The 21,472-nt window shown below is 35.8% G+C and carries 19 protein-coding genes; 17 read left to right on the forward strand and 2 right to left on the reverse strand.

The window, feature by feature from the left end; genetic code table 11:
- Window positions 1-76 precede the first annotated feature (76 nt).
- The 12 genes from UXI14_RS06905 (at window position 77) to UXI14_RS06960 (ending at window position 12,483) form a co-directional block, all read left to right on the forward strand.
- Window positions 77-457, forward strand: coding sequence for a metalloregulator ArsR/SmtB family transcription factor (locus UXI14_RS06905; RefSeq protein WP_335965507.1), 381 nt, complete (start codon window positions 77-79; stop codon window positions 455-457).
- Window positions 458-1,070: 613 nt separating this feature from the next.
- Window positions 1,071-1,424, forward strand: a complete 354-nt coding sequence (locus UXI14_RS06910) for a hypothetical protein (protein ID WP_335965508.1) — start codon at window positions 1,071-1,073, stop codon at window positions 1,422-1,424.
- A 62-nt stretch (window positions 1,425-1,486) separates the two neighbouring features.
- A complete protein-coding gene (locus UXI14_RS06915; RefSeq protein WP_335965509.1) occupies window positions 1,487-3,706 on the forward strand; it encodes a TonB-dependent receptor in 2,220 nt (739 codons plus the stop codon).
- Window positions 3,707-3,778: 72 nt separating this feature from the next.
- Window positions 3,779-4,168, forward strand: a complete 390-nt coding sequence (locus UXI14_RS06920; RefSeq protein ID WP_335965510.1) for a MerC family mercury resistance protein — start codon at window positions 3,779-3,781, stop codon at window positions 4,166-4,168.
- 127 nt (window positions 4,169-4,295) lie between these two features.
- Complete coding sequence (locus UXI14_RS06925; RefSeq protein ID WP_335965511.1) at window positions 4,296-6,422, forward strand: cation-translocating P-type ATPase; 2,127 nt, start codon at window positions 4,296-4,298, stop codon at window positions 6,420-6,422.
- Window positions 6,419-6,808, forward strand: a complete 390-nt coding sequence (locus UXI14_RS06930; RefSeq protein ID WP_335965512.1) for a hypothetical protein — start codon at window positions 6,419-6,421, stop codon at window positions 6,806-6,808. The genes UXI14_RS06925 and UXI14_RS06930 overlap by 4 nt, the downstream gene beginning before the upstream one ends.
- Before the next feature lie 123 nt (window positions 6,809-6,931).
- Window positions 6,932-7,468, forward strand: a complete 537-nt coding sequence (locus UXI14_RS06935; protein WP_335965513.1) for a TlpA disulfide reductase family protein — start codon at window positions 6,932-6,934, stop codon at window positions 7,466-7,468.
- Window positions 7,469-7,543: 75 nt separating this feature from the next.
- Window positions 7,544-9,628, forward strand: coding sequence for a cytochrome c biogenesis protein CcdA (locus UXI14_RS06940; protein ID WP_335965514.1), 2,085 nt, complete (start codon window positions 7,544-7,546; stop codon window positions 9,626-9,628).
- Between the two features lie 97 nt (window positions 9,629-9,725).
- Window positions 9,726-10,577, forward strand: coding sequence for an RteC domain-containing protein (locus UXI14_RS06945; protein ID WP_335965515.1), 852 nt, complete (start codon window positions 9,726-9,728; stop codon window positions 10,575-10,577).
- 274 nt (window positions 10,578-10,851) lie between these two features.
- Entirely contained in the window at window positions 10,852-11,130 is a 279-nt protein-coding gene (locus UXI14_RS06950; RefSeq protein WP_335965516.1) for a helix-turn-helix domain-containing protein, read from the forward strand.
- 34 nt (window positions 11,131-11,164) lie between these two features.
- Window positions 11,165-11,824, forward strand: coding sequence for a hypothetical protein (locus tag UXI14_RS06955; RefSeq protein WP_335965517.1), 660 nt, complete (start codon window positions 11,165-11,167; stop codon window positions 11,822-11,824).
- Window positions 11,821-12,483 carry an ATPase gene (locus UXI14_RS06960; protein ID WP_335965518.1) on the forward strand — a complete coding sequence of 221 codons (663 nt, stop codon included), beginning with the start codon at window positions 11,821-11,823 and terminating at the stop codon, window positions 12,481-12,483. The genes UXI14_RS06955 and UXI14_RS06960 overlap by 4 nt, the downstream gene beginning before the upstream one ends.
- Here the strand turns inward: UXI14_RS06960 and UXI14_RS06965 are convergent.
- Complete coding sequence (locus UXI14_RS06965; RefSeq protein WP_335965519.1) at window positions 12,480-12,911, reverse strand: hypothetical protein; 432 nt, start codon at window positions 12,909-12,911, stop codon at window positions 12,480-12,482. The two genes, UXI14_RS06960 and UXI14_RS06965, sit on opposite strands and share 4 nt — an antisense overlap.
- A 233-nt stretch (window positions 12,912-13,144) precedes the next feature.
- Between UXI14_RS06965 and UXI14_RS06970 the strand changes: the two genes are divergently transcribed.
- The 4 genes from UXI14_RS06970 to UXI14_RS06985 are packed head-to-tail and all read left to right on the forward strand — an operon-like array spanning window position 13,145 to window position 20,124.
- Window positions 13,145-15,259 (forward strand): AAA family ATPase, encoded by a 2,115-nt coding sequence (locus UXI14_RS06970; protein ID WP_335965520.1) that lies wholly within the window; start codon window positions 13,145-13,147, stop codon window positions 15,257-15,259.
- Window positions 15,256-17,031, forward strand: a complete 1,776-nt coding sequence (locus tag UXI14_RS06975) for an ATP-dependent helicase (RefSeq protein WP_335965521.1) — start codon at window positions 15,256-15,258, stop codon at window positions 17,029-17,031. The genes UXI14_RS06970 and UXI14_RS06975 overlap by 4 nt, the downstream gene beginning before the upstream one ends.
- A 58-nt stretch (window positions 17,032-17,089) precedes the next feature.
- Complete coding sequence (locus UXI14_RS06980) at window positions 17,090-18,799, forward strand: hypothetical protein (protein ID WP_335965522.1); 1,710 nt, start codon at window positions 17,090-17,092, stop codon at window positions 18,797-18,799.
- Window positions 18,800-18,858: 59 nt separating this feature from the next.
- Complete coding sequence (locus tag UXI14_RS06985) at window positions 18,859-20,124, forward strand: IS256 family transposase (RefSeq protein WP_335965523.1); 1,266 nt, start codon at window positions 18,859-18,861, stop codon at window positions 20,122-20,124.
- A gap of 96 nt (window positions 20,125-20,220) precedes the next feature.
- On the opposite strand, the gene UXI14_RS06990 is transcribed toward UXI14_RS06985, so the two are convergent.
- Window positions 20,221-20,892, reverse strand: a complete 672-nt coding sequence (locus tag UXI14_RS06990) for an N-acetylmuramoyl-L-alanine amidase (RefSeq protein ID WP_335965524.1) — start codon at window positions 20,890-20,892, stop codon at window positions 20,221-20,223.
- Between the two features lie 154 nt (window positions 20,893-21,046).
- Here UXI14_RS06990 and UXI14_RS06995 point away from each other — a divergent pair, with 154 nt between their 5' ends.
- Complete coding sequence (locus UXI14_RS06995) at window positions 21,047-21,334, forward strand: hypothetical protein (RefSeq protein ID WP_025743366.1); 288 nt, start codon at window positions 21,047-21,049, stop codon at window positions 21,332-21,334.
- Window positions 21,335-21,472 lie beyond the last annotated feature (138 nt).

The following is a 21,472-nucleotide window of genomic DNA, read 5'->3' on the forward strand; positions in this document are numbered from 1 at the left end:
AAAATTTTGTTAAACAAACAATTATTAATACATTTGTTGCGTTATAGTGCAACTGTGCAATTATATATTAAGCCTAATGAATACTTATACTGATTTCTTTAAAGCATTAAGTGACGAAACGAGATTAAGAATGATGAATTTATTGATTGTCTCAAAAGTGGAACTTTGTGTTTGTGAATTCACAGATATTTTAGAAACTCCTACATACAATGTTTCAAAACACTTAAAAATATTGAAAAATGCCGGTTTTTTGAATGAGAGAAAAGAAGGACGTTGGGTTTATTATGGGTTATCATCTGAAAAGGGAAAGTTTTTTAATCTTTTATTTGAGGCAGTGAAAGAAATACCAGCAAAACAATTTAAAACTGATTTTAATGAATTGCAAAAAAGATTTGATATAAGAGTCGATGGCAAATGCCTATTAGGGATTCAAAAAGAGCATTTAAAAACCCAATAAGCAAAAATTTGTATTGGCAGATAAAGATTTACAAAACAGTATTTTAGAATTAACTTAAGCTAAAAGTGACACAGAGCTACATATAATTTAATTAGAAAATAAAATAACCTTAAGATTTCACTTACAAAAAGAATTTAATGGGATGCGAAATAGTGCAACTTTAAAAAAATATTATATTTGCTCTTAATGAGATATATAGCCACCATACTATCGTTTTACGTCATTTTCCTTATGGCAATGCCGACTGTACAGGCTTTTTCAAAAACTGATACTGGCGATTCCTGTTGCAGTCGCTGTGCACCAGTCACCTCTACTGACAATCATAACGAGTCCAAAAAATCACAGGATAGTCCCTATTCTTGTAACCCTTTTGAAATTTGCACAGCTTGCATAGGTTTCGTTATGCAAACTTTACCAATAGTTGAATCCCTGACTTTTTCATCAAACAAAGAAGTCCTATCCGTTTATTCAGAACCTTCATCTGAATATATCCCTTCTATTTTCCAACCTCCCAAAATAATCGGTTAATAGCTATTCTTAGGAGTAGTACGTCTTATTGGAAAGGTTCTATGCCTTTCTGTCCATTTTATATTAATCGATAATTCAATTCAAAATGAAATTTTCAAAAATATTCGTGTTGGCTATTACAATAATGGTAGCCTCAACAACAGTTACATTTTCTCAAACAACAAATTCAACAAAATCAATCCAAAAAGCAGATAGCACTAAAACCGTAGCAGTAAAAGTTAAGGGTGTTACTTGCTCAATGGACACAAAAATGATTTCAGCCAACGTAGAAAAATTAAAAGGAGTGTCAGCCTGCAAAACTGAAAAGCAAGGACCAACTACTACTTTTGATGTATTGTACAATCCTACAATGGTTACAGAAAAAGAAATCTACGCAGCAATCGAAAATACTGGTAGCTGTGAAACACCGAACGAAAGACCATACAAGGTAAAGCAGTAATTAATGATAAAGCAAGGTGTATCTTTTGATATGCCTTGCTTATTTCTAAAAAAATAATAACAATGAAAATATACATATTCATTGTTGGATTACTGTTGCCTATTGGTATTTCTGCACAGACCATTTTAGGTAAAGTAACCAACACAAATAATGAACCACTTGATGGAGCAAGTGTCTATTGGCTTGATACAACCATTGGCACTACCACAGGCCAAAAAGGCGAATTTGAAATAACAACGAAAGGTGTATCCAAAAAATTTCTTATTGCCAGTTATGTCGGTTATAAATCCGACACACTTGAAATTAAGGAACAATCCTTTACAACCTTTCAATTAAAAGAAAGCAATGAACTTGATGGTATTGTAATTAAGGGGCAACGCGATGGTGTGATTATCTCTAGTTTCAAACCCATTAAATTTGAGCAGATTACCCAAACCGAATTGGGCAAAGCGGCTTGTTGCGACTTGGCAGGGTGTTTTGAAACACAGACAACGGTTCAACCACAAACCACCAATGTCATTACCAATTCCAAAGAATTACGTATTCTTGGATTATCGGGAGTATATACTCAAATTTTGATTGATGGCTTCCCAATGATTCAAGGGCTTTCCTACACCTACGGCATTAGTAGTATCCCAGGCACTTTGGTGGATAATATTTATGTGTCAAAAGGAGCAAATAGCGTGTTGCAAGGCTTTGAAAGTATCAGCGGTCAAATTAATGTAGAGACAAAAGAACCCGACAATACCGATAAACTCTTGCTTAATGCTTACATCAACAACTTTTCAGAAAAACATTTGAATGCCAACTATGCCTTCAAAAAAGGGAAATGGAGCAACCTAACCGCAGTCCATACGGTTCAACCTGCCAACGAATTTGATAGGGATGATGATGATTTTCTTGACCTCCCAAAGCTCACACGTTATATGATTTCCAACAAATTAAAATATGGAAAAGATGCAGATTGGGGCTGGAACAGTAGAATTGGCTTGCGTTACGTAAACGAACAGCGAATTGGCGGACAAACGTTTTTTAATGCCAATACTGACAAAGGAAGTAACGAAGTCTATGGACAAACCGTAAATATCAATCAGCCCGAAATTTGGACAAAAACAGGGTTTCGCCTTAACGACAATAATAATTTTGTATTCTACGCTTCCAGTTTCTACCAAAATCAAAAGTCGTATTTCGGAACTGTAAAATATGATGCCAACCAAACCAATTTTTATGGAAACATTCAATATGAACTAAACTACAGCAACAACAGTTTAAAAACAGGATTGAGTTTTCGCCATTTGGATTTAGACGAAGACATCAGTTTTACTGACAATCCATTGCAAAGAACATATGCAGGAAATTATTTCCGAAACGAAAATATAACAGGCGTGTTTGCCGAAAACACAATGAAATTTTTTGATGATAAACTCACTTGGATTGCAGGATTGAGAGCAGACTATCATAACCAATTTGGCACAATTATTACACCAAGAACACTTTTGAAATACGATATCACACCAAACACAATTATACGTGCAAACATTGGTACAGGATGGCGAACCGTAAACTTGTTCAGTGAAAATATTGGTTTATTGGTAAGTTCGCGAGACATCGTATTTGCAGAGCAACTCGAACCCGAGAAAGCATTGAATACAGGTGTGAATTTTACGCAGAAATTCAATACCGACAATGTTTCAGGATTTTTTAGTGCCGATTATTACAGGACGGATTTTCAAAACCAGATATTTCCGGATTACGATACCGACCCAACAAAGGCCATCATTGAAAACTTTACAGGAAAGAGTGTGAGCAACATTTTTCAAGCTGAAGTATATCTCAGTTTTTGGGAACAATTTGAATTTAAAACAGGTTATAGCTTTTTGGACGTATATCGTGAAATTGATGGGCAAAAGGAACTATTGCCCTTTAATCCAAGACATAAAGTTGTAACTACATTGGGCTACAAACCGCTGTCTAAAAAATTTCAAATCGATATGAACGCACATTGGTACGGAAAACAAAGATTACCCAACACACAAAGTAATCCCGTCGAATTTCAGCGACCAGATTTTTCTGAGACCTATACAGTTGTAAACGCTCAATTCACATATAATCTTAAGAAGTTTGAGTTATACGCAGGCTGCGAAAACATTTTTGATTTCAGACAAGAACGACCAATCATAAGCTGGCAAGACCCATTCGGGCAATACTTCGACACAAGTTCGGTATGGGGTCCAACTCGTGGAAGAGAATTATATATTGGGGTGAGGTACAGGTTGAAATGAAAATGATATTTGATAAGAATTCAAAAAGAACATTTAAAAAAATCACTAAAAACATATAATTAAAAACATAATATGAAACAAATTAAATCTAAACTCGGTACCGTAGCAAGCCTACTTGCATTAATTACCTGTTATGGCACTATAGGGAGCATTGCTTTGCTTTCGTTTATAGGGATTAGCGTACAGATAGATGAAAAGTTAATGATTACAATTGTCACCATACTATTGGCCATAGCTCTATTAGGAATGCTGTATTCTTTTCGATTGCACAAAAATATTGTCCCCCTGTTACTGGCTTTAATCGCTATCGCCATATTAGTGTGGGTCTTTTATGGAGCTTACTCAAAAGCTTTGGAACTTTCTGGTTTTGCATTATTACTGGTCGCCTCCGTTTTGGACTTTCGCAGTAAAAAAAAGGCGTGCCCAATTGTAAAGAAGAGTAAGAAGGACACGTTGGGGTAAGGTACTAATTGAAATTAAAAAAGTATGATTTTGAAATACTTCTTTGAATACAGTAAAGTAAAATGAATTTTGGTAAAGCTAATTCAGAGTAAAAAGAATTAAATATTAACAACACATACCTGAATATATGGATTCAGAAAAAAATATCGAAAAAGTAACTTTTAAGATTAAGGGGCTATGCTGTGCCGATGAAGAAGTTCTATTAAAGAGAACATTTAAAAAGTTGAAGGGAGTTCAATCATTCGAGGTAAACTTAACTAACCAATTATTGAATATCTCTTTTAATCCAAGTTTGTTAACAAGAGACAAAATAATTGCCTCTATTTCTAAAACGGGTATGACCGCAATTACGGATACGAAATTGAAAAGAACTGTCAACTATTGGAAAGACACAAGAACAATACTTCTATTTATCAGTTTTATTGTTGCCGTTATTGGTTTCGGTGCTGACAAACTTCACATAAATCCATTTTTGGTAAAAATTATTTATGCCATTGCAATTGTTGTTGGAGGTATCATACCTGTAAAAAAGGCAATTGCATCGCTTCGCAAGTTCATACTTACCATTAATACCCTTTTAGTGGTTGCAACAATTGGTGCGGTATCTTTGGGTCTATGGGAAGAAGCGGCCATATTGGTTGTCATATTTTCGCTCGGGGAAGTTCTTGAATCTTATGCCGTAGATAAAGCAAGGGGTTCGATTAAAGCATTGATGGATTTATCACCACAGACTGCACTTGTGAGAAGAAATGGTGAGGAAATAATGATACCTGTAGAACAAATTGAGATTGGAGATTACGTAATCATTAAGCCGGGAGAACGCATACCGATGGATGGTAAAATTTTATCAGGTGCTTCTTCAGTTGACCAATCTCCCATTACCGGTGAATCAATTCCTGTGGCCAAAGAAACCGGTGACACAATTTTTGCCGGGACTATAAACCAACGAGGGTCTCTCGAAATAGAGGTAACCAAACTCGCAAAGGACACGACATTGGCCCGTATTATCCATTCTGTTGAAACTGCCCAATCACATAAATCGACCTATCAGCATTTTGGGGAGCGGTTTGGAAAAATTTATACTCCGGTGATGTTCGTTGTTGCCTTCCTTACAGCTACTGTTCCCACTATATTTTTTAATCAACCGTTTTCAGAATGGTTTTACAAGGGACTGATTTTGCTGGTTGTGTCCTGCTCTTGCGGGTTGGTTCTTTCGGTTCCGGTTGCCGTGATTGCTGCAATAGGAAATGCGGCAAAAAACGGTATTTTAATTAAAGGAGGTGCTTACTTCGAAGCTATGAACGGAGTTAATTGTGTTGCATTTGACAAGACAGGGACCTTAACACTTGGCCAACCTTATGTGACTGATATTATACCTCTTGGTCCTGTAGATGATGATACGCTCCTGGCAATAGCCGCCACCATTGAATCCCGGTCCGAACACCCACTTGCTGATGCAATTTTACGCTATGCCACAACAAAAGACATAAAACCTGATAATGTAATTGAGTTTGAATCTATAACAGGAATGGGTGCAAAAGCCAAGGTAAATGGTCAAACATATTTAATTGGTAACAAACGCTTGTTTGGGCAAACAAATTATTATTTAAAAATAGCAGATGAAAAATTGATTCAGCTTGAAACCGAAGGCAAAACAGCTATGTTGATAGGCAATGAAAAAGATATATTGGGAATAATTGCTGTTGCCGACAAAATCAGGCCTCAGGCGAAAGAAACCATTCAGCTATTGAAATCACTTGGAGTTAAAAAAACTATAATGCTTACTGGCGATAACGAACGTACTGCTTCCTATATAGCTTCTCAGTTAGGTATTGATGAATACAGGGCTCATTTACTTCCCGAAGAAAAAGTGAACGCTATAAAAGAACTCAAAAAAGATTATGGAAAGGTAGCAATGGTCGGTGATGGGGTAAATGATGCACCAGCTATGGCCTTAGCAGATTTGGGTATTGCAATGGGAGGAATTGGGACAGACGTAGCTATGGAGACTGGTGATGTTGTTCTGATGGGAGATGATTTATCAAAACTTCCCATAGCTTTTTCTTTAAGCAATAGGACAATAGCTAATATCAAACAAAATATTTTTATCTCTATAGCACTCGTATTCATTTTGATACTTGCTGCCCTATTTGGCCTTGTTGATTTGGTTTCTGGGTTAATTATTAATGAAGCGAGTGCACTAGTTGTAATCGCTAATGGTCTACGTCTTTATAAACTAAAAATTCTATTGTGAAAAATGTGTTGATGTTTTTAAGTCAAGGGGTAGAAGGCCTTGAAGCAGTAACAATAATAGATGTTTTGGGATGGTCAAACGTGAGAGATAATTTAACACCAGTATATCTTAAAACCTGTGCATTTCACGATACGGTTAGAGGAAAATTTGGTGCTGATTTTACACCTACTTATAACATCAAAAAAGAAGAACCTGATAACGCCTTAATGAAACAGATAGATTCGTTGAGATGTACGTTGCTATGTCGAGATGATATAAACTATGATGATTGTGAACAGGAAATATTCAGTAAGGATGTTCATTTAAATCTCCAGAACGAGCGGCACCTAAAAAAAGTAGCCATAGTAGGATGCCCTAAACAACAAGAAGAATTTACCCGATTTTAAATACCGTTTACAAGGGCTTATATCAAATATTTTGATTCCGAGGATTGTATTTCAGCTAAACCGTGGGTTCAAAATTAAGTAATTAGCAAATAATAAATTTCGTTTAACATTAAAACTATAATTATGAAACAAATTAAAAACATAGGTATTCTAATAATTTTGATGGCTTCGATGATAAGCTTTCAAAGCAATGCACAAGCTAGGAGCAATGAAAACGAAAATAAAGATGAAACGGCAACTATGCCAGATTCTACCCAGGCAGATTTTAACTTTAAACTGATTGATAAGGAGGGTAATACCAAGTCCTTGGCAGATTTTAAAGGTAAGGTCATCTTTATGAATATGTGGGCCACGTGGTGTCCGCATTGTATCGCCGAAATGCCCAGCATCGATAAATTGCACGAAGAAATGGGTGATGAAGTTGCTTTTGTAATGTTATCGCTCGATAAAGATTTTGAAAAAGCAAAGGATTTTGATAAACGTAAAGGATACAACCTGCCCATTTATGAGCCGGGAAGCAATATGCCCACGATGTATCAATCGTCTGCCATTCCAACCACCTTTGTTATCGATGCCAAAGGAAATTTGGCACTGACACATAAAGGGACGGCCGATTATAGTACCCAAGAATTCAAAGAATTCCTGAATAGTTTAAAGTAGTACTTTTTCTGAAATGGATGGAAACGTATGAATTTATCCATCCTTTTCGGTAATACCTAAAATCAATAGCATAGTATGCGACATCTAAAATTAATGTTGGTATTCATCCTTGTATTATTATGCCAAATTGGGCAATCACAAGTGATGGAAGCACCTGAATGGAAAGCGGAAGTCCAAGAAAGCACCGTTGCCAAAGGCGATACGATTACCGTACTTTTTACCGCCGAAATCCCGCAAGATTGGTATATGTACTCCAGCGATTTCGATTCCAATTTGGGGCCGTTGGTCACGGAAATTAAATTTAACGAAAGCGAACAATTCGAACGGTTGGGTGGTTTTGAACCAATCGGACAAAAGAAAAAGTACGATGAACTGTTTGAGGGCGAATACACCTATTTCACAAAAATAGCAAAATTTAAACAGCGTTTTATAGTCAATTCGGAGCATCCCGATATCAATGCAACGGCATCTTACCAAATATGTTCCGATGTCAATGGGCAATGTATTCCTTTTGAAAGTGACATTTCGGTATTTGGAAATGTGCACAAAAAACCTTCGAATGTCGCTACGAGCGATACTGATGCATTGGCACCTCTGGTCTTGGAGGCATTTGATAATGACTTTAAGACAACAGAGACTGAAGGAAAGGGTTTTTCATTTCTATTGACGTTTTTCTTCTTATCATTTGGCGCAGGTCTGGTGGCATTGCTTACGCCCTGTGTATTCCCAATGATACCGATGACCGTTAGTTTCTTTACAAAATCGAATACAAGTCGTAAAAAGGGAATTGCACAGGCCATTTTGTACGGGGTTTTTATTATAGCTATTTATACCATAGTCGGCACCTTGTTTTCAGTATTGTTTGGTGCAGATTTCGCTAACTTTTTAAGCACGCACTGGATACCTAACCTCCTTTTCTTTGCCATATTCGTAATATTTGCGCTTTCCTTTTTTGGCTTGTTTGAAATACGCCTGCCTAATAAATTCGTGAATAAAATGGATTCACAGTCTAACAAAAGTGGTGTACTGGGCATCTTTTTTATGGCCTTTACGCTTGTTTTGGTCAGTTTCAGTTGTACTGGGCCAATTGCCGGAACCATCCTTTTACAGGCCGCTAATGGCGAAACTATTCAACCATTAGTTGGAATGTTTGGGTTTTCGTTAGCGTTTGCACTGCCATTTACCCTATTCGCCATCTTTCCAAATTGGCTAAAGTCTATGCCTAAAAGTGGCGGTTGGCTAAATACAGTTAAGGTTGTACTTGGTTTTGTTGAATTGGCGCTTGCGTTAAAATTCCTGAGTATAGTTGACCAAGTCTATCATTGGAATATTCTGAACCGCGATGTATACCTTGCCCTATGGATTGTTATATTCGCTTTTCTTGGGTTTTACCTCTTGGGGAAAATTACATTCCCTCACGAGCAGAAACCAAAGAGTACATCGGTTGGACGTGTAATGTCAGCCTTATTGGTATTTAGTTTTGTGGTCTATCTAATTCCCGGCTTAGTGGGTGCGCCATTGAAAACATTGGCTGGATATATGCCACCATTGAGTTCGCAGAGTTTTGTAATGAACTCGCCACAAGTATCGTCTGTTTCAAATGGAATAAACAAAATTTCGGAATGCGGTGCTCCAAAATATGGTGATATGCTAGAGCTGCCGTATGGTATTCAGGGCTACTTTGATTACGAACAGGCATTGGCCTGTGCCAAAAAACAGGACAAACCTTTATTTATCGACTTTACTGGACACGGTTGTGTAAACTGTCGAGAAATGGAAGCCGCCGTTTGGTCTGACCCCAAAGTGCTGAAAAGACTTAAGGAAGATTATGTGGTCGTGGCACTCTATGTAGATGAAAAGACCGAACTGCCCGAAAATGAATGGTATGTTTCTGCATACGACGAGCGCGTAAAGAAAACCATAGGTGGCCAAAATCTCGATTTTATGATTCAGAAACTTAACGCCAACGCCCAGCCTTATTATACTTTAATTGACTCTAACGGTTCACTATTAGGTGCTCCGAAAGGCTATGATTTGAACGTGGGTAATTTTGTTGAATTTTTGGACAATGGTCTTAACGAATATAAAACCAGAACCGCAAATGAAATTGTTGTGAACAGTAATTCCAAAAATGCAGAATTTAATTCAATTGTAAATTAATTAGTTAAAAGATAAAATAACTAATCCACTAATAATAAATGATTACAAATTGGGAATGCCCTTATAAAAACTGCGAAATTTAATTTGAATATATCGAATGGTTACAAATTATGACGACATATTAAAAAATTTAGACTATGAATTAAATATTCTTGAAATAGAAGAAGAAGATATTTTAGTGAAAGCCGAAAAAGGGATTAAACTTGCAAAGCAAACCCTTAAGAAAGTTAGAAGTATCATAGTTGACTATGAATTTGAAACCAAGCTAGAGGAGATATCTTTTTTTAAGTGTACTAAACCCAAAATTTATAGCAAACTCATTTATTACGTGAAACTATTTAATATTGAAGGTAAAAGGCCAAGAGGAAGTAATAAATCTCAAGTAAAATATTTGAACAATTACATTGAAAAACTTCAGACTTACTTTAACGATAATCTTGACTTTTACCATTATTTCCGTAGGGAAGCTACCGTATTTGATGAGCAATATTTTTTAAGAGGCAAGGCGGATATTCGGTTATTCCCAGATACATTTCATTTTTTTGTAGATGAACAATTTGCAACAAGCCACGATAGTACTGTAGCCACAATTTTAGCTTACGACCTTTTGATTGTGCACTTAAAACGGGAGATTGATAAATTGGAAAATAATGGAAATTATTCAAGTTTAAGATTGTTACAAAGTAAAACCAAAATTACGTGGACAGCCCACAAAATATATTTAATTGAACTGATTTACGCTTTGCACAGTACAGATGTTATAAACAATGGTACTGTTGACATTAAAGATATTGCCTATTTTGTTGAAAAAACATTTAAAGTGGACTTGGGCGATTATTACAGAGCTTTTCTGGAAATACGTATGCGTAAAAATGGCAGAACCAAATTTTTGGATATACTGAAAAAGCAGTTGACCAAAAGGATGGATGATACTGACAACGTAAAATAAAACACCCAAGATGCTTCAACTTGGGTGTTTCTCATTTTGAGTAAAATCTCATTTTATTTGATGGTTTTTAGATACCGTATTTTTTTGGAAAGTACCAAAACCCTCTATTGTATTACATTGAAAATGAGAGAAAAAAAATACCCAAGTAGGCTTAACTTGTGAATAAAATCCATCAAACTACCTCAATTTTGTAGAACGAAAGTCAAATCAGGTCAGGGGCTATCATTTTAAATGACAGTAAAACGGTAGTCCCTTTCTTTTAATCCGTTCTATTATGCCCACAAGTATTATTACCACAGACGACCTTCGGGAGTTCAAAATGGAACTGCTCGATGATATTAAGGAACTACTCAACAGCCAATCTGGCCATTTTACCAAAAGGTGGCTAAAATCCCCTGAAGTAAAAGAACTTTTGGGAATCTCTTCCGGCACGTTGCAGAATTTAAGAATCAATGGCACATTGCCCTACACCAAAGTTGGCGGTGTACTCTATTACGATTATGAAGAAATTATGAGCGTAATGGAAAATAACAAAATTCATAACAAATTTTAAAATCGTTTTGGAGCAGGTCAATTACATCAAGCACTTGAACGCCGTATTCTTACAATTCTCAAAAGACGGTCGTTTAAATCCCACGCACATCAGTTTGTACGTGGCATTATTCCAGTTGTGGAACAACTATCACTTTCCAATGGAATTCTATATCAACCGAGAAGAAGCGATGCGGTTTTCAAAGATTGGGTCAAAAACTACTTACCATCGTTGCATCAAAGAACTGCACCATTGGAAATACCTATTGTACGAACCCTCACACAATCCCTTTAAAGGTAGCCGAATCAAGATGTTCAATTTTGGGACAAGTGATGGACAAGCTCTGTGCCCAAGTCGTACCAATATCGGGACAAGCAATGGACAAGCGGTGGTATCTATAAACAAACATATACAAACAGGAAAAAACAATACAAATGATACTAAACTTGACAAGCCAAAAAGTGAAAATGAAGTCATTGATTTTTTTGAAAAGGAAAATTGGTCAGAATTGGAAGCCAAAAAATTTTACAACCACTACCAAGGTATCGGTTGGAAAGTAGGTGGAAAAACAAAAATTGTCGATTGGCACGCCACAGCTCGCAACTGGATGATAAAAGCCGAAGAGCTAAAAGAAGAAAAAACAATGGTAGCGGTTAGCCAAAATACGGACAACCTAAAGACAAGTTCCAACAAAAATTATAATGAACCCTTATGAATCCCCTGAAACCACATATCATTACCGAGGGTAGCGTTCAATACTCATTGGGAGAACTGAAAGATAATCAAATGCTTTATGATTTTGATAAAATGCTCATTTACCTCAATGCCAAAGGAAAGCTACTATTTGGCAAAAAATTCAAAATTTTTGAGGAAGACCGCGATATTGTTTACAAACTCTGTAATTATTACATCAAGGATGAAGCAAATTGCAAAAAATTGGACATCGACATCGACAAAGGGATTTTGCTTTCTGGTCCCGTTGGTTGTGGAAAAACCAGTTTAATGAAACTGTTACGTCATATTGTGCCACATCAGAAATCGTATGAGGTTATACCCACACGAAACATTGCCTTTGCATTTAACAATATTGGCTACACCATCATTGAAAATTATGGCGATAAGAGATTTTATTGTTTTGATGATTTGGGCGTAGAACCGACCGGAAGGCATTTTGGTAAGGACTGTAATGTAATGGGCGAAATCATACTTTCTCGCTATGATTTATTTTTAAGCCACAAAATTAAGACCCACGCGACTACAAACCTAAATGCCAAAGAATTGGAGGAACGCTACGGAAATCGGGTACGTTCAAGAATGCGACAATTGTTCAATTTAATTGCCTTTGATAAGAGCAGTCGTGATAAAAGGGATTAAGTCTGGTTTTGGTTTTCTTCCTCTAAATTAAGCAATTCGTGAATCATATCGCTTTCATCCAAATAGTCAGCTAACCAGTCTTGTTGAGATAACCAACTGATATATTCCTTATCAGATTCCCTAATATCTTCGACAAATTCCCCTCTATATTTACCGAAACTAAATTTTGTTCCTGATTCTTGTCCTTCAACTTTAGTTTCAAACAATTTGTTGTAAGTTTCCAATAAACCTTCTTCTCTACATCTATAATACAGCCATTGTTGTTTATAGCCTTTATATTGCCTTCTTTTTTCAAGGTATTTTACCTTGTCAACATCAGATAAAGCCTTGTAAGAATTCCGTTTAGTTTTACGTGGAAACAGCAAACCAAAGGTCATCCCCAAGATATTTTGAAGAACGTTCAAAAAGAAAATTGCAATAGCTCTCATTTTATTGTACTAGAGTTTATACACTCTAATTAGGTCTAATTTACGAAAAAAAGACCAAAATTTTGACTTCCAGAAGTAAAGATATATTCTTAATAAAATTTTAACAATTTGTAGGAAACCGTAAGAATTTAGAAAGACATTTTACTATATTTATAGGCGATTACGCTTAAAATATTAATGTTTAAAAGCTAATGGAAAATCATTGGCTTTTTTATTGTTTCAAAATAATTATTATGCATATAAGTTCACTATCCATTAGGAATTTTAGAAATTTCTATAAATCAAAATTCATTTTTAAAAAAGGTATAAATACTATTTTAGGAGAAAACGGTTCAGGTAAAACCAATCTCTTTTTTGCTTTACGAGTTTTAATCGATGATAAACTTCCAAGATATATAAGGTTTAATGAGTCTGACTTTAACCGAGGTCTGGGTAAATGGGCTGGACATTGGATAATTCTATCGGTTAATTTTGACGAACTGGATGCGAGTGAAGAAGCACAGGTACTGGCAGTACAATCTTCGGGAGATATGGAAGGTAGCAAAAAAACTGGAAGTTATTCGGTGTACTTTAGACCAAAATATCAGTTTAGAAAAGAACTATACGATTATTCACAAACCGCAGGTAAAAGTGTAGCTGGGCTTCAGCTTTTTCTTGATAAACTTACGATTGATGATTATGAAACCTCTTACTTGTGCAGAGGCTCTGGAGATTTCAGTGATGACGATACTTATAAAAAGTATGTTGGCGATTTTGATGCTGTTGAATTCCCAAACCCAGATGATAAAGAAGAATTGATTTTTGGTACATTTTTACCAAGAGAAATAAGTGTCCATAATGAAGTTTCTTGTACGTTCATAAAAGCACTTCGTGATGTCGAAAGCGACTTGCGTTCCTATTCTACTAATCCATTGATTAACTTGTTGCGAGGAAAAGAAAAAACTATCGAAGTTTCAAAACAAACGGACATAATTGATAGCGTTAACAAACTTAACGACCAAATTAGTTCTCTCAAAGAAGTCAAGGAAGTAAAAGATGGAATTGACAAAAGTATTAAGGAAGCTGTGGGTACTACTTATGGTCCCAATATAGATGTAAAATCGGAGCTTCCAAATGATATGGAAAAACTATTGCAATCCCTTAAACTGTGGGTTGGCGACCCAGATGAAGAAGGTTATATGGGTAAAATATGGGAATTGAGTTTGGGGGGTGCAAATATGATTTACCTATCACTAAAGTTATTGGAGTATGAAAAAATCAGAACGGATAGAATTGCAAATTTTCTTCTCATAGAAGAACCGGAAGCACATATTCATACGCATATTCAAAAAACACTATTTGATAATGTGCAAACAAATAAAACACAGGTTATTATTTCGACACACTCTACTCATATTTCATCTGTAAGCCGTATAAGTTCAGTAAATATTTTAAGCCGAGGAAATAAGCAGACTTTAGTATATCAACCAGCTAACAATCTCGACGATGAATATATAACAAGAGCTGAAAGATACTTGGACGCCATAAGAAGCAACTTGCTTTTCGCAAAAGGCGTTGTTTTGGTTGAAGGCGATGCAGAACAAATTTTAATTCCTCAAATGTTCAAAAAAGTCTTTGGAATTTCGCTCGATGAAATTGGCGTAAGTCTCGTAAACATTGGAAGTACAGGCTTTAAAAATGTCGCAAGACTTTTCCATAAAGATAGAATTCAGAAAAACTGTTCCATACTAACGGATTTGGATGCCAGTATTGTTGACTTACCTGCAAATGAGGCTGATGATACTGCTTATCAAAAGCATTGTAGAGCATCACAAATTAGTGGAGCTGAAAGAAAAAAGGAATTGGATAAATTTTGTGATAAAAACGACTTTTTGATTCCTTTTTACTCTGATTACACCTTTGAAGTTGATTTTATTTTGAACGGGAATAGTCACGAATACATTCAATCACTTACTGAAATTTTCAAACAGCAAGCAGCTATTGATGCTTCAAAGAAAAAGTTAGAAGATAAATCAGTTTCGATTGCTGGTGTAGAAGTTTTACGATTGGCTGATAAAAAAGGTAAAGGTTGGCTGGCTTTGGTTGTTGCAGATAATTTAGTTTACAATACTTATATTCCTGAATATATTTTGAAAGCTGTTGCTTTTGCATCTTCCCATCTAAATAATGCGTCTAAAGCTAAAACTGCTAAATACAGGTTGGGTAAAATTTGTAGCAATAAAAAGAATAGATATTATGACGTTGCAACAAAAATTAGTTTTAAGGATAAAGAAGACCAACAGGTTATTGATGACTACATAGCCAACTTTCCTGATGACCAGTTTACTAAATTTTTATCGTTTATATGATTTTAGATACTTTAAGCGACCAACAAAAAGATGCCGTTGTTAAAGACGGAAATGTACTTCTTACTGCTTGCCCTGGAAGTGGAAAAACACGGGTCATAATTCACAAGCTCGCTTATGCTTTAAAAAATATTGATTTGGACAGTAAGCAGAGAATTGTTGCCCTCACTTTTACCGTAAGGGCTTCCGAAGAAATATATCGCAGATTAAACGCAATGGGAATTAATAGTAATCGGGTTTGGTCTGGCACTTTGCATTCATTTTGTCTCGAATGGATTATTAAGCCATATTCCTGTTATTTACCGGAACTTGAAAACGGCTATTTAATTGCCGATGAAACTTATGCCTCGGATATCATAAGCGAACTTAAAGAAAAACATAAATTAAAGCCTATTGACCCTGTTAATTTTAGATTTAATAGGGATGGCACATTTTCTGAATCAAAAACAATTCAAAAAAGAGTCCTTAAGGATTATCACGAAAGACTACAAGCAGAGAAGTTAATTGATTTTGAGCTTCTACTATATTATTCATACAAACTCTTAATCAAGCATCCTAAAATAAAAAAAACGCTATCTAACATTTTTAGCCTTATATGTGTTGATGAATATCAAGACACACAAGATTTGCTTTACGCAATTATTTCGTCCATTGTAACAACTGGGGAAGGTAGCTCAAATCTATTTTTAGTAGGAGATACAGACCAAGCAATTTACGCCTCTTTGGGTGGCATTGCCAAAAGTTTGGAAGAAATACAAGAAGAGTTAAAAACTTTACCTATTGAGCAACTTACGCTTTCTGGAAATTATAGGTCAACACAAAGAATTATTGACTTTTACTCTATATTCCAGACAAACCCAATTAAAATCGAAGCTATAGGTACTAATAAAGACGTTGATAGTATAATAACGTACAATAACACCATTGACAAAGGATATTTAGTAGATGAAATTGGACGACTTATAGAACATAGTTTAGATAATGGAATTCCAGAAGATGAAATATGCGTATTGGTTCCGCAATGGTGGTTAATAACTACTATCACAAAACAGTTAAGGGCGAAACTGCCAGACGTAAATTTTGATGCGTCAGGTTTAGCGCCAATGTCAAAAAACCGAAATAATATTTGGTATAAGTTATCGAGATTGTTCTTAACACAGCCACAACCAAAAATATATTCATTACGATACAAATGGTGTTCTGAAGTAATTGAAAATTTTAAAGAACACACCAATACTGAATTCAGCGAAAAATATCAATCAGAGCGAAATGTATTGAAATTGATTAACTCTATAACATCCAATGAAACCGAAGGCATCGATTATCTAAATGATTGTTTTGACCAGTTTTTAGATGCCGTTGGTATTGACCAAACAATTTACGCACAACTTCTTATAAATAGGAAGACTTTTTTCGATGTAATAAAGAGCCGTCTTGAAGACCCAACGTTTCAAGTTCCAAGTGACATAGCGTCCTTTATGAGTTTTTACAGAGAAATGTCAGGTGTTGTCATTAATACTTGTGTTGGTGTCAAAGGAGAAGAATTTGAAACCGTTATTGCTTATGGTTTGCTAAATGGGTATATCCCACACTGGAATGACATTTTTACCGGAGACCCTGTTGCCGCTTCAAAAAAACTACTTTATGTTATCTGTTCAAGAGCCAAAACGAATTTACACTTGATATCAGAAACTGGCAGACAAACCAAAAAAGGAAACCCGTTAGAGATTACCCCAGAATTACAAAATCTTAATTTTGAATTTGATGAACTATAAAAAATATTGTAATCTATTTTTAATGATTTGAAATTAAAGAAAAGTGTTTTATGATAAAATGAAGAAAATAGATTTAGAACAAAAATCATTAGAAATTCAAAAAATAATCTCTCGTTATACGAAAGAGAGCTTTGTATGTTTTTTTGCTGATTTTATTAGACACCATCCAGAAAGAAGCAATATTGGATTTTCAGAAAAATTCAAGTCAAAATTAAAGGATTCTTTATATCTGATAATGTTAAGACTCTCTACACCATTGGAAGGCAAGGAAGAACTTCATTATTCAGAGAAAAATGATTTAGTACTTCAGCAAGTCGCAGATATTCTTTTAGAGATAGTTAGTTTCTATTTATCAGAAAATTATGATGAAAATGAATTTGATGAGATTTCTGATAAAAGACAAAAATTACTTGTTCACGAATTAGCATTCAAAAATTACTTTCAAAACGGAATATTAAATTATAGAGAGCAAGAGGTAAATAAGGTTATCAGGATGTTTAAACCTTATCAAGATAAAATACAGGAAAGATTAGAAATCGATTTAAAAACCTTAATTGATTTATGCAATCATTCTGAATTAATTTATCGTGCAAAGTCAATAAATTCAAAGTCATTTATTTTAGACAAAGGCTTTGACAAACTGGCTCGGCAATCTGCAAATGGATTATTAGCAGAGAATGAGTTTACAGATAAGCTGATAGAACTTTCGGATGAGACCCAAGAAAGTTTTTTGAATTTTTTTGAGAAACCCCACCAATGTTTACTTTTTGCCAAACAAGATTTTCACTTCTCTTTTGAAGAAAAACATATTGATGTTTTCTGTGGCTTATTTTCAATTGATATTAAAGATAATCATAGTAATTTATTTTATTCCCAACAAAATCCTTTAGAAAATAAACCGATTATAAGAATTAGTGATAATCAGTATTTAAACATATATCAAAAACAATTACCTTCAGCTTTATATGATTTACTTTATACCACGCTTACTCAAACCAAAAAAGAAAAAGAACAAATAAATTATCGTAGAGGAAAAGTTGTTTTGGAAAGCCATACTTTAGAAATATTCAAAAAATTCTTCAAAAAATCAAAAAGGATTAAAATTTTCACCAACTATTATATAAACAACGAGCCAGAAGAAAAAGATATATTAATCCTTGTGGATAATATCGCCTATATAATTGAATGCAAAGCTTCAAGATATAGAGAACCACGAAGGGTTACGGAACAAGCATACCAAAGAATTAAATCTGACTTTAACGACTGTATTCAAAAAGGTTATGACCAATGCTATCAGGTTGAACAGGAATTGTTAAACAATGAAAAGGTTTTTGTCAGCTTGAAAAATAAATCGGAGGTAATTATCACGAATGAAATTCACGAGATTTTTTCCATTGTAGTTACTTCGGAAAGATTTGCTTCCATACAAACCAATTTAGGATTATTGCTTAAAAGGAAAAATAGTGAAGACCCTTACCCTTGGTCAATATATGTCGATGATTTAGAAACTTTTTTGAAAGCGCTTTACAATAGTTTCAGTAATCCGTCCAGAAAGATTTTTGACTTTTTGGAGCATAGAGAATTACTACACGGAAGATTAATAACCAATGATGAATTGGATGTATGTGCTATGTTCTTGAAAAACCCAAAAAAATTTAAAGAAATATGTGAAAGTGAATATGTTGTTTTCACTGACCCAACACTACAAAATTATTTTGACAAGTTATATTTTGACAAAAAACTAAAATTTAGGATTGAGGATTTTTAGTGAGGGTGTAATTTGAACTCTGTCTGAGAATTTTTATATTAATCTCAAACAGAATTAAAATGACACAGGAAGAATTAGACAAGATTGAAAAGAAAGCATTGGAACAACTTACCACTGGCAAAAGCCTCTTCGGCAAAGAGGGGGCCTTTGGTCCCCTTCTCCAGAGTTTTTTGGACAAGGCACTGGAAGCGGAGATGGAAGATCATCTTGACAAGGAAGAGCGCTCCCAAGGAAATAAGCGCAACGGCAAGGGCAGCAAGCAGCTCAAGACCGCAGTGGGCACTTTCGATATACAAACGCCCCAGGATCGCCATAGCAGCTTTGAACCGGAGATCGTAAAGAAACGGCAGACCATCCTGGCGGACAACCTCTCGGAGAAGATCATCGGTCTCTATGGACTGGGGATGAGCTACCGGGACATCTGCGCCCACATCAAAGAGATGTACGGTACGGAGATCTCGCACAACGTGCTCACCGAGATCACCGACCGTATTATACCCGATATCAAGGCCTGGCAAAACCGTCCCCTGGAACCGCTCTATTGCATCGTATGGCTGGACGCCATGCACTACAAGGTCAAAGTGGACGGGAAAATAAAGCATAGGGCACTTTACAACATACTGGGCATCAACAAGGACGGGTATAAGGAAGTCCTGGGGATGTACATCTCCGAGAGCGAGGGCGCCAATTTCTGGCTGCAGGTACTTACCGACCTTCAGAACCGCGGACTGGAGGACATCCTGATCGCCTGTACGGACAACCTCAAGGGCTTTTCCGAGGCCATATTGTCCATATTCCCCAAGACCCAGGTGCAGAAGTGTATCGTACACCAGATACGCAATTCGCTCAAGTACATCGCCTCTAAGGACCAGAAGGAGTTCATTCGGGACCTCAAGCTTGTCTATCGTGCCACGAGTAAGGAAGTGGCAGAGGACGCGCTACTGGACCTGGAAGCGAAATGGGGCAAGAAATACCCCGTGGTCATCGAAAGCTGGCAGAACAACTGGGAGGAACTCTCCCAATACTTCCAGTACACGGAGCCCATCAGAAGGATCATCTATACCACCAATGCCGTGGAGGGGTTCCACCGCCAGGTACGAAAGGTGACCAAGACCAAGGGAGCGTTCCCCAACGATATGGCACTTTTAAAACTGGTCTACCTTGCCACGATGAACATTGGGAAAAAATGGACGTCGCCACTACAGAACTGGAGTTTGACGGTCCAGCAACTTTATATTAAATTTGGCGAACGGATACCGTTGGACCTAGCCGCCGCCCCTTCGGGGGGTACCCCCCGAAGGGGCGGGAAGAAGGACAGAGTTTAGATTACACACCCTTTTTAGTTTTAATTATCTCTTTGAAGATAGTTATAATAATCTTTCTAACGCTCTTTACAATTTCCATAAATATTTCATTCATAATTAAATATTTAAATAGTTATACAATCCCATTAAAATAGCCAAGGCCATTGCTCTTATATTTTTAATCCTTAAAAAATAATCCGCTTCATCGGTGCTCGAAATAAAGCCCATTTCAATGAGTATGGCAGGACGAATTTCGATATTTTCACGTAACACTTGAAAATTTGAAAATCGGACAGCTCGTTTTTTAAAACCCAATTTCTGGGTGCTTTCTTCCAAGATGGACAATCCCATCCCGATAGATTTTTTTATAAGTACTTCTTCATCGTTGGTATTATGCACGTAAACGTCCATTCCTTTTGCAGAATTATTAGAGGCATTACAATGTAACGATACAAATACATCAGCCTTTAAGCTTTCAGCCAATCGGCTTCTATCAGATAAAGAAATCAACGTGTCCTTATATCTGGTCGAATACATATCAAACTCGTTATTTAAGAGGGTTTTATTTAGCCTTATAATCTCTTTGGCAATACTTAACGCTACATCCTTTTCTTGAATAGTATTTGCACCAATTGCACCAGTATCTTTTCCACCGTGTCCAGGGTCGATGATAATGACTTTTTGTTGACCGAAAATCAGACAGAATTGTAGCATCAAAATCACAAAACTGACGTTTTTGGGCTTTACCCACTTCCAAAATTTTAGAGTTATCAACATAGCATTTTCCAATTTTCATAAAATTTGATACCAATTCGCATCAAATAAAAACAATTGATATCAAAACTTATTTTATTCACAATTTACTGATTATCAGTTGTTTGTATTGCAATATACACTATTTTTCAAATATCAAAATTGACGTAAAATCTAAATCACTTTGATTATGAAAAAATCACATTATGTAACCATCCTATCGTTACTTATTTCAAGTACGACTTTTGCACAAATTGGTGGTATCGAAGATTCTGTTAACGATGTTTCCGATACTATCCGAACCATCTTTCCCATTATTTTGGGCGTTATCTTTTTAATTGGCTTCCTATTCAATGCCGGACATTTCTTTGGCGAGAATGCCGATTTAAAAAAAGGCATTACCCGAGTATTGGTCTTTGTATTGATTGCGGGAGCAGTCGTGGGCATCTTTACTTACCTCATTAGCATCGTAGTGTAATGAAGCGGTTCGAGGTCTATAAAAACATACGCAAGCGAGCCGTGATAATGGGTCTGCCAATATCATTATTCGCTTTAATGATGACCGTTGTTATCGGCTCATTACTATTCATCATCTTTTCTTTCAGTTTTGCTGTTA

It is taken from the genome of Galbibacter sp. PAP.153, from assembly GCF_037029175.1.
GTDB lineage: Bacteria > Bacteroidota > Bacteroidia > Flavobacteriales > Flavobacteriaceae > Galbibacter > Galbibacter pacificus.

Coding starts and splice junctions, on each gene's coding strand:
- UXI14_RS06915 (WP_335965509.1), top strand. CDS start 1,487: ATGAAAATATACATATTCATTGTTGGATTACTGTTGCCTATTGGTATT.
- UXI14_RS06920 (WP_335965510.1), top strand. CDS start 3,779: ATGAAACAAATTAAATCTAAACTCGGTACCGTAGCAAGCCTACTTGCA.
- UXI14_RS06945 (WP_335965515.1), top strand. CDS start 9,726: ATGGTTACAAATTATGACGACATATTAAAAAATTTAGACTATGAATTA.
- UXI14_RS06910 (WP_335965508.1), top strand. CDS start 1,071: ATGAAATTTTCAAAAATATTCGTGTTGGCTATTACAATAATGGTAGCC.
- UXI14_RS06905 (WP_335965507.1), top strand. CDS start 77: ATGAATACTTATACTGATTTCTTTAAAGCATTAAGTGACGAAACGAGA.
- UXI14_RS06985 (WP_335965523.1), top strand. CDS start 18,859: ATGACACAGGAAGAATTAGACAAGATTGAAAAGAAAGCATTGGAACAA.
- UXI14_RS06965 (WP_335965519.1), bottom strand. CDS start 12,911: ATGAGAGCTATTGCAATTTTCTTTTTGAACGTTCTTCAAAATATCTTG.
- UXI14_RS06975 (WP_335965521.1), top strand. CDS start 15,256: ATGATTTTAGATACTTTAAGCGACCAACAAAAAGATGCCGTTGTTAAA.
- UXI14_RS06950 (WP_335965516.1), top strand. CDS start 10,852: ATGCCCACAAGTATTATTACCACAGACGACCTTCGGGAGTTCAAAATG.
- UXI14_RS06935 (WP_335965513.1), top strand. CDS start 6,932: ATGAAACAAATTAAAAACATAGGTATTCTAATAATTTTGATGGCTTCG.
- UXI14_RS06995 (WP_025743366.1), top strand. CDS start 21,047: ATGAAAAAATCACATTATGTAACCATCCTATCGTTACTTATTTCAAGT.
- UXI14_RS06970 (WP_335965520.1), top strand. CDS start 13,145: ATGCATATAAGTTCACTATCCATTAGGAATTTTAGAAATTTCTATAAA.
- UXI14_RS06960 (WP_335965518.1), top strand. CDS start 11,821: ATGAATCCCCTGAAACCACATATCATTACCGAGGGTAGCGTTCAATAC.
- UXI14_RS06980 (WP_335965522.1), top strand. CDS start 17,090: ATGAAGAAAATAGATTTAGAACAAAAATCATTAGAAATTCAAAAAATA.
- UXI14_RS06940 (WP_335965514.1), top strand. CDS start 7,544: ATGCGACATCTAAAATTAATGTTGGTATTCATCCTTGTATTATTATGC.
- UXI14_RS06925 (WP_335965511.1), top strand. CDS start 4,296: ATGGATTCAGAAAAAAATATCGAAAAAGTAACTTTTAAGATTAAGGGG.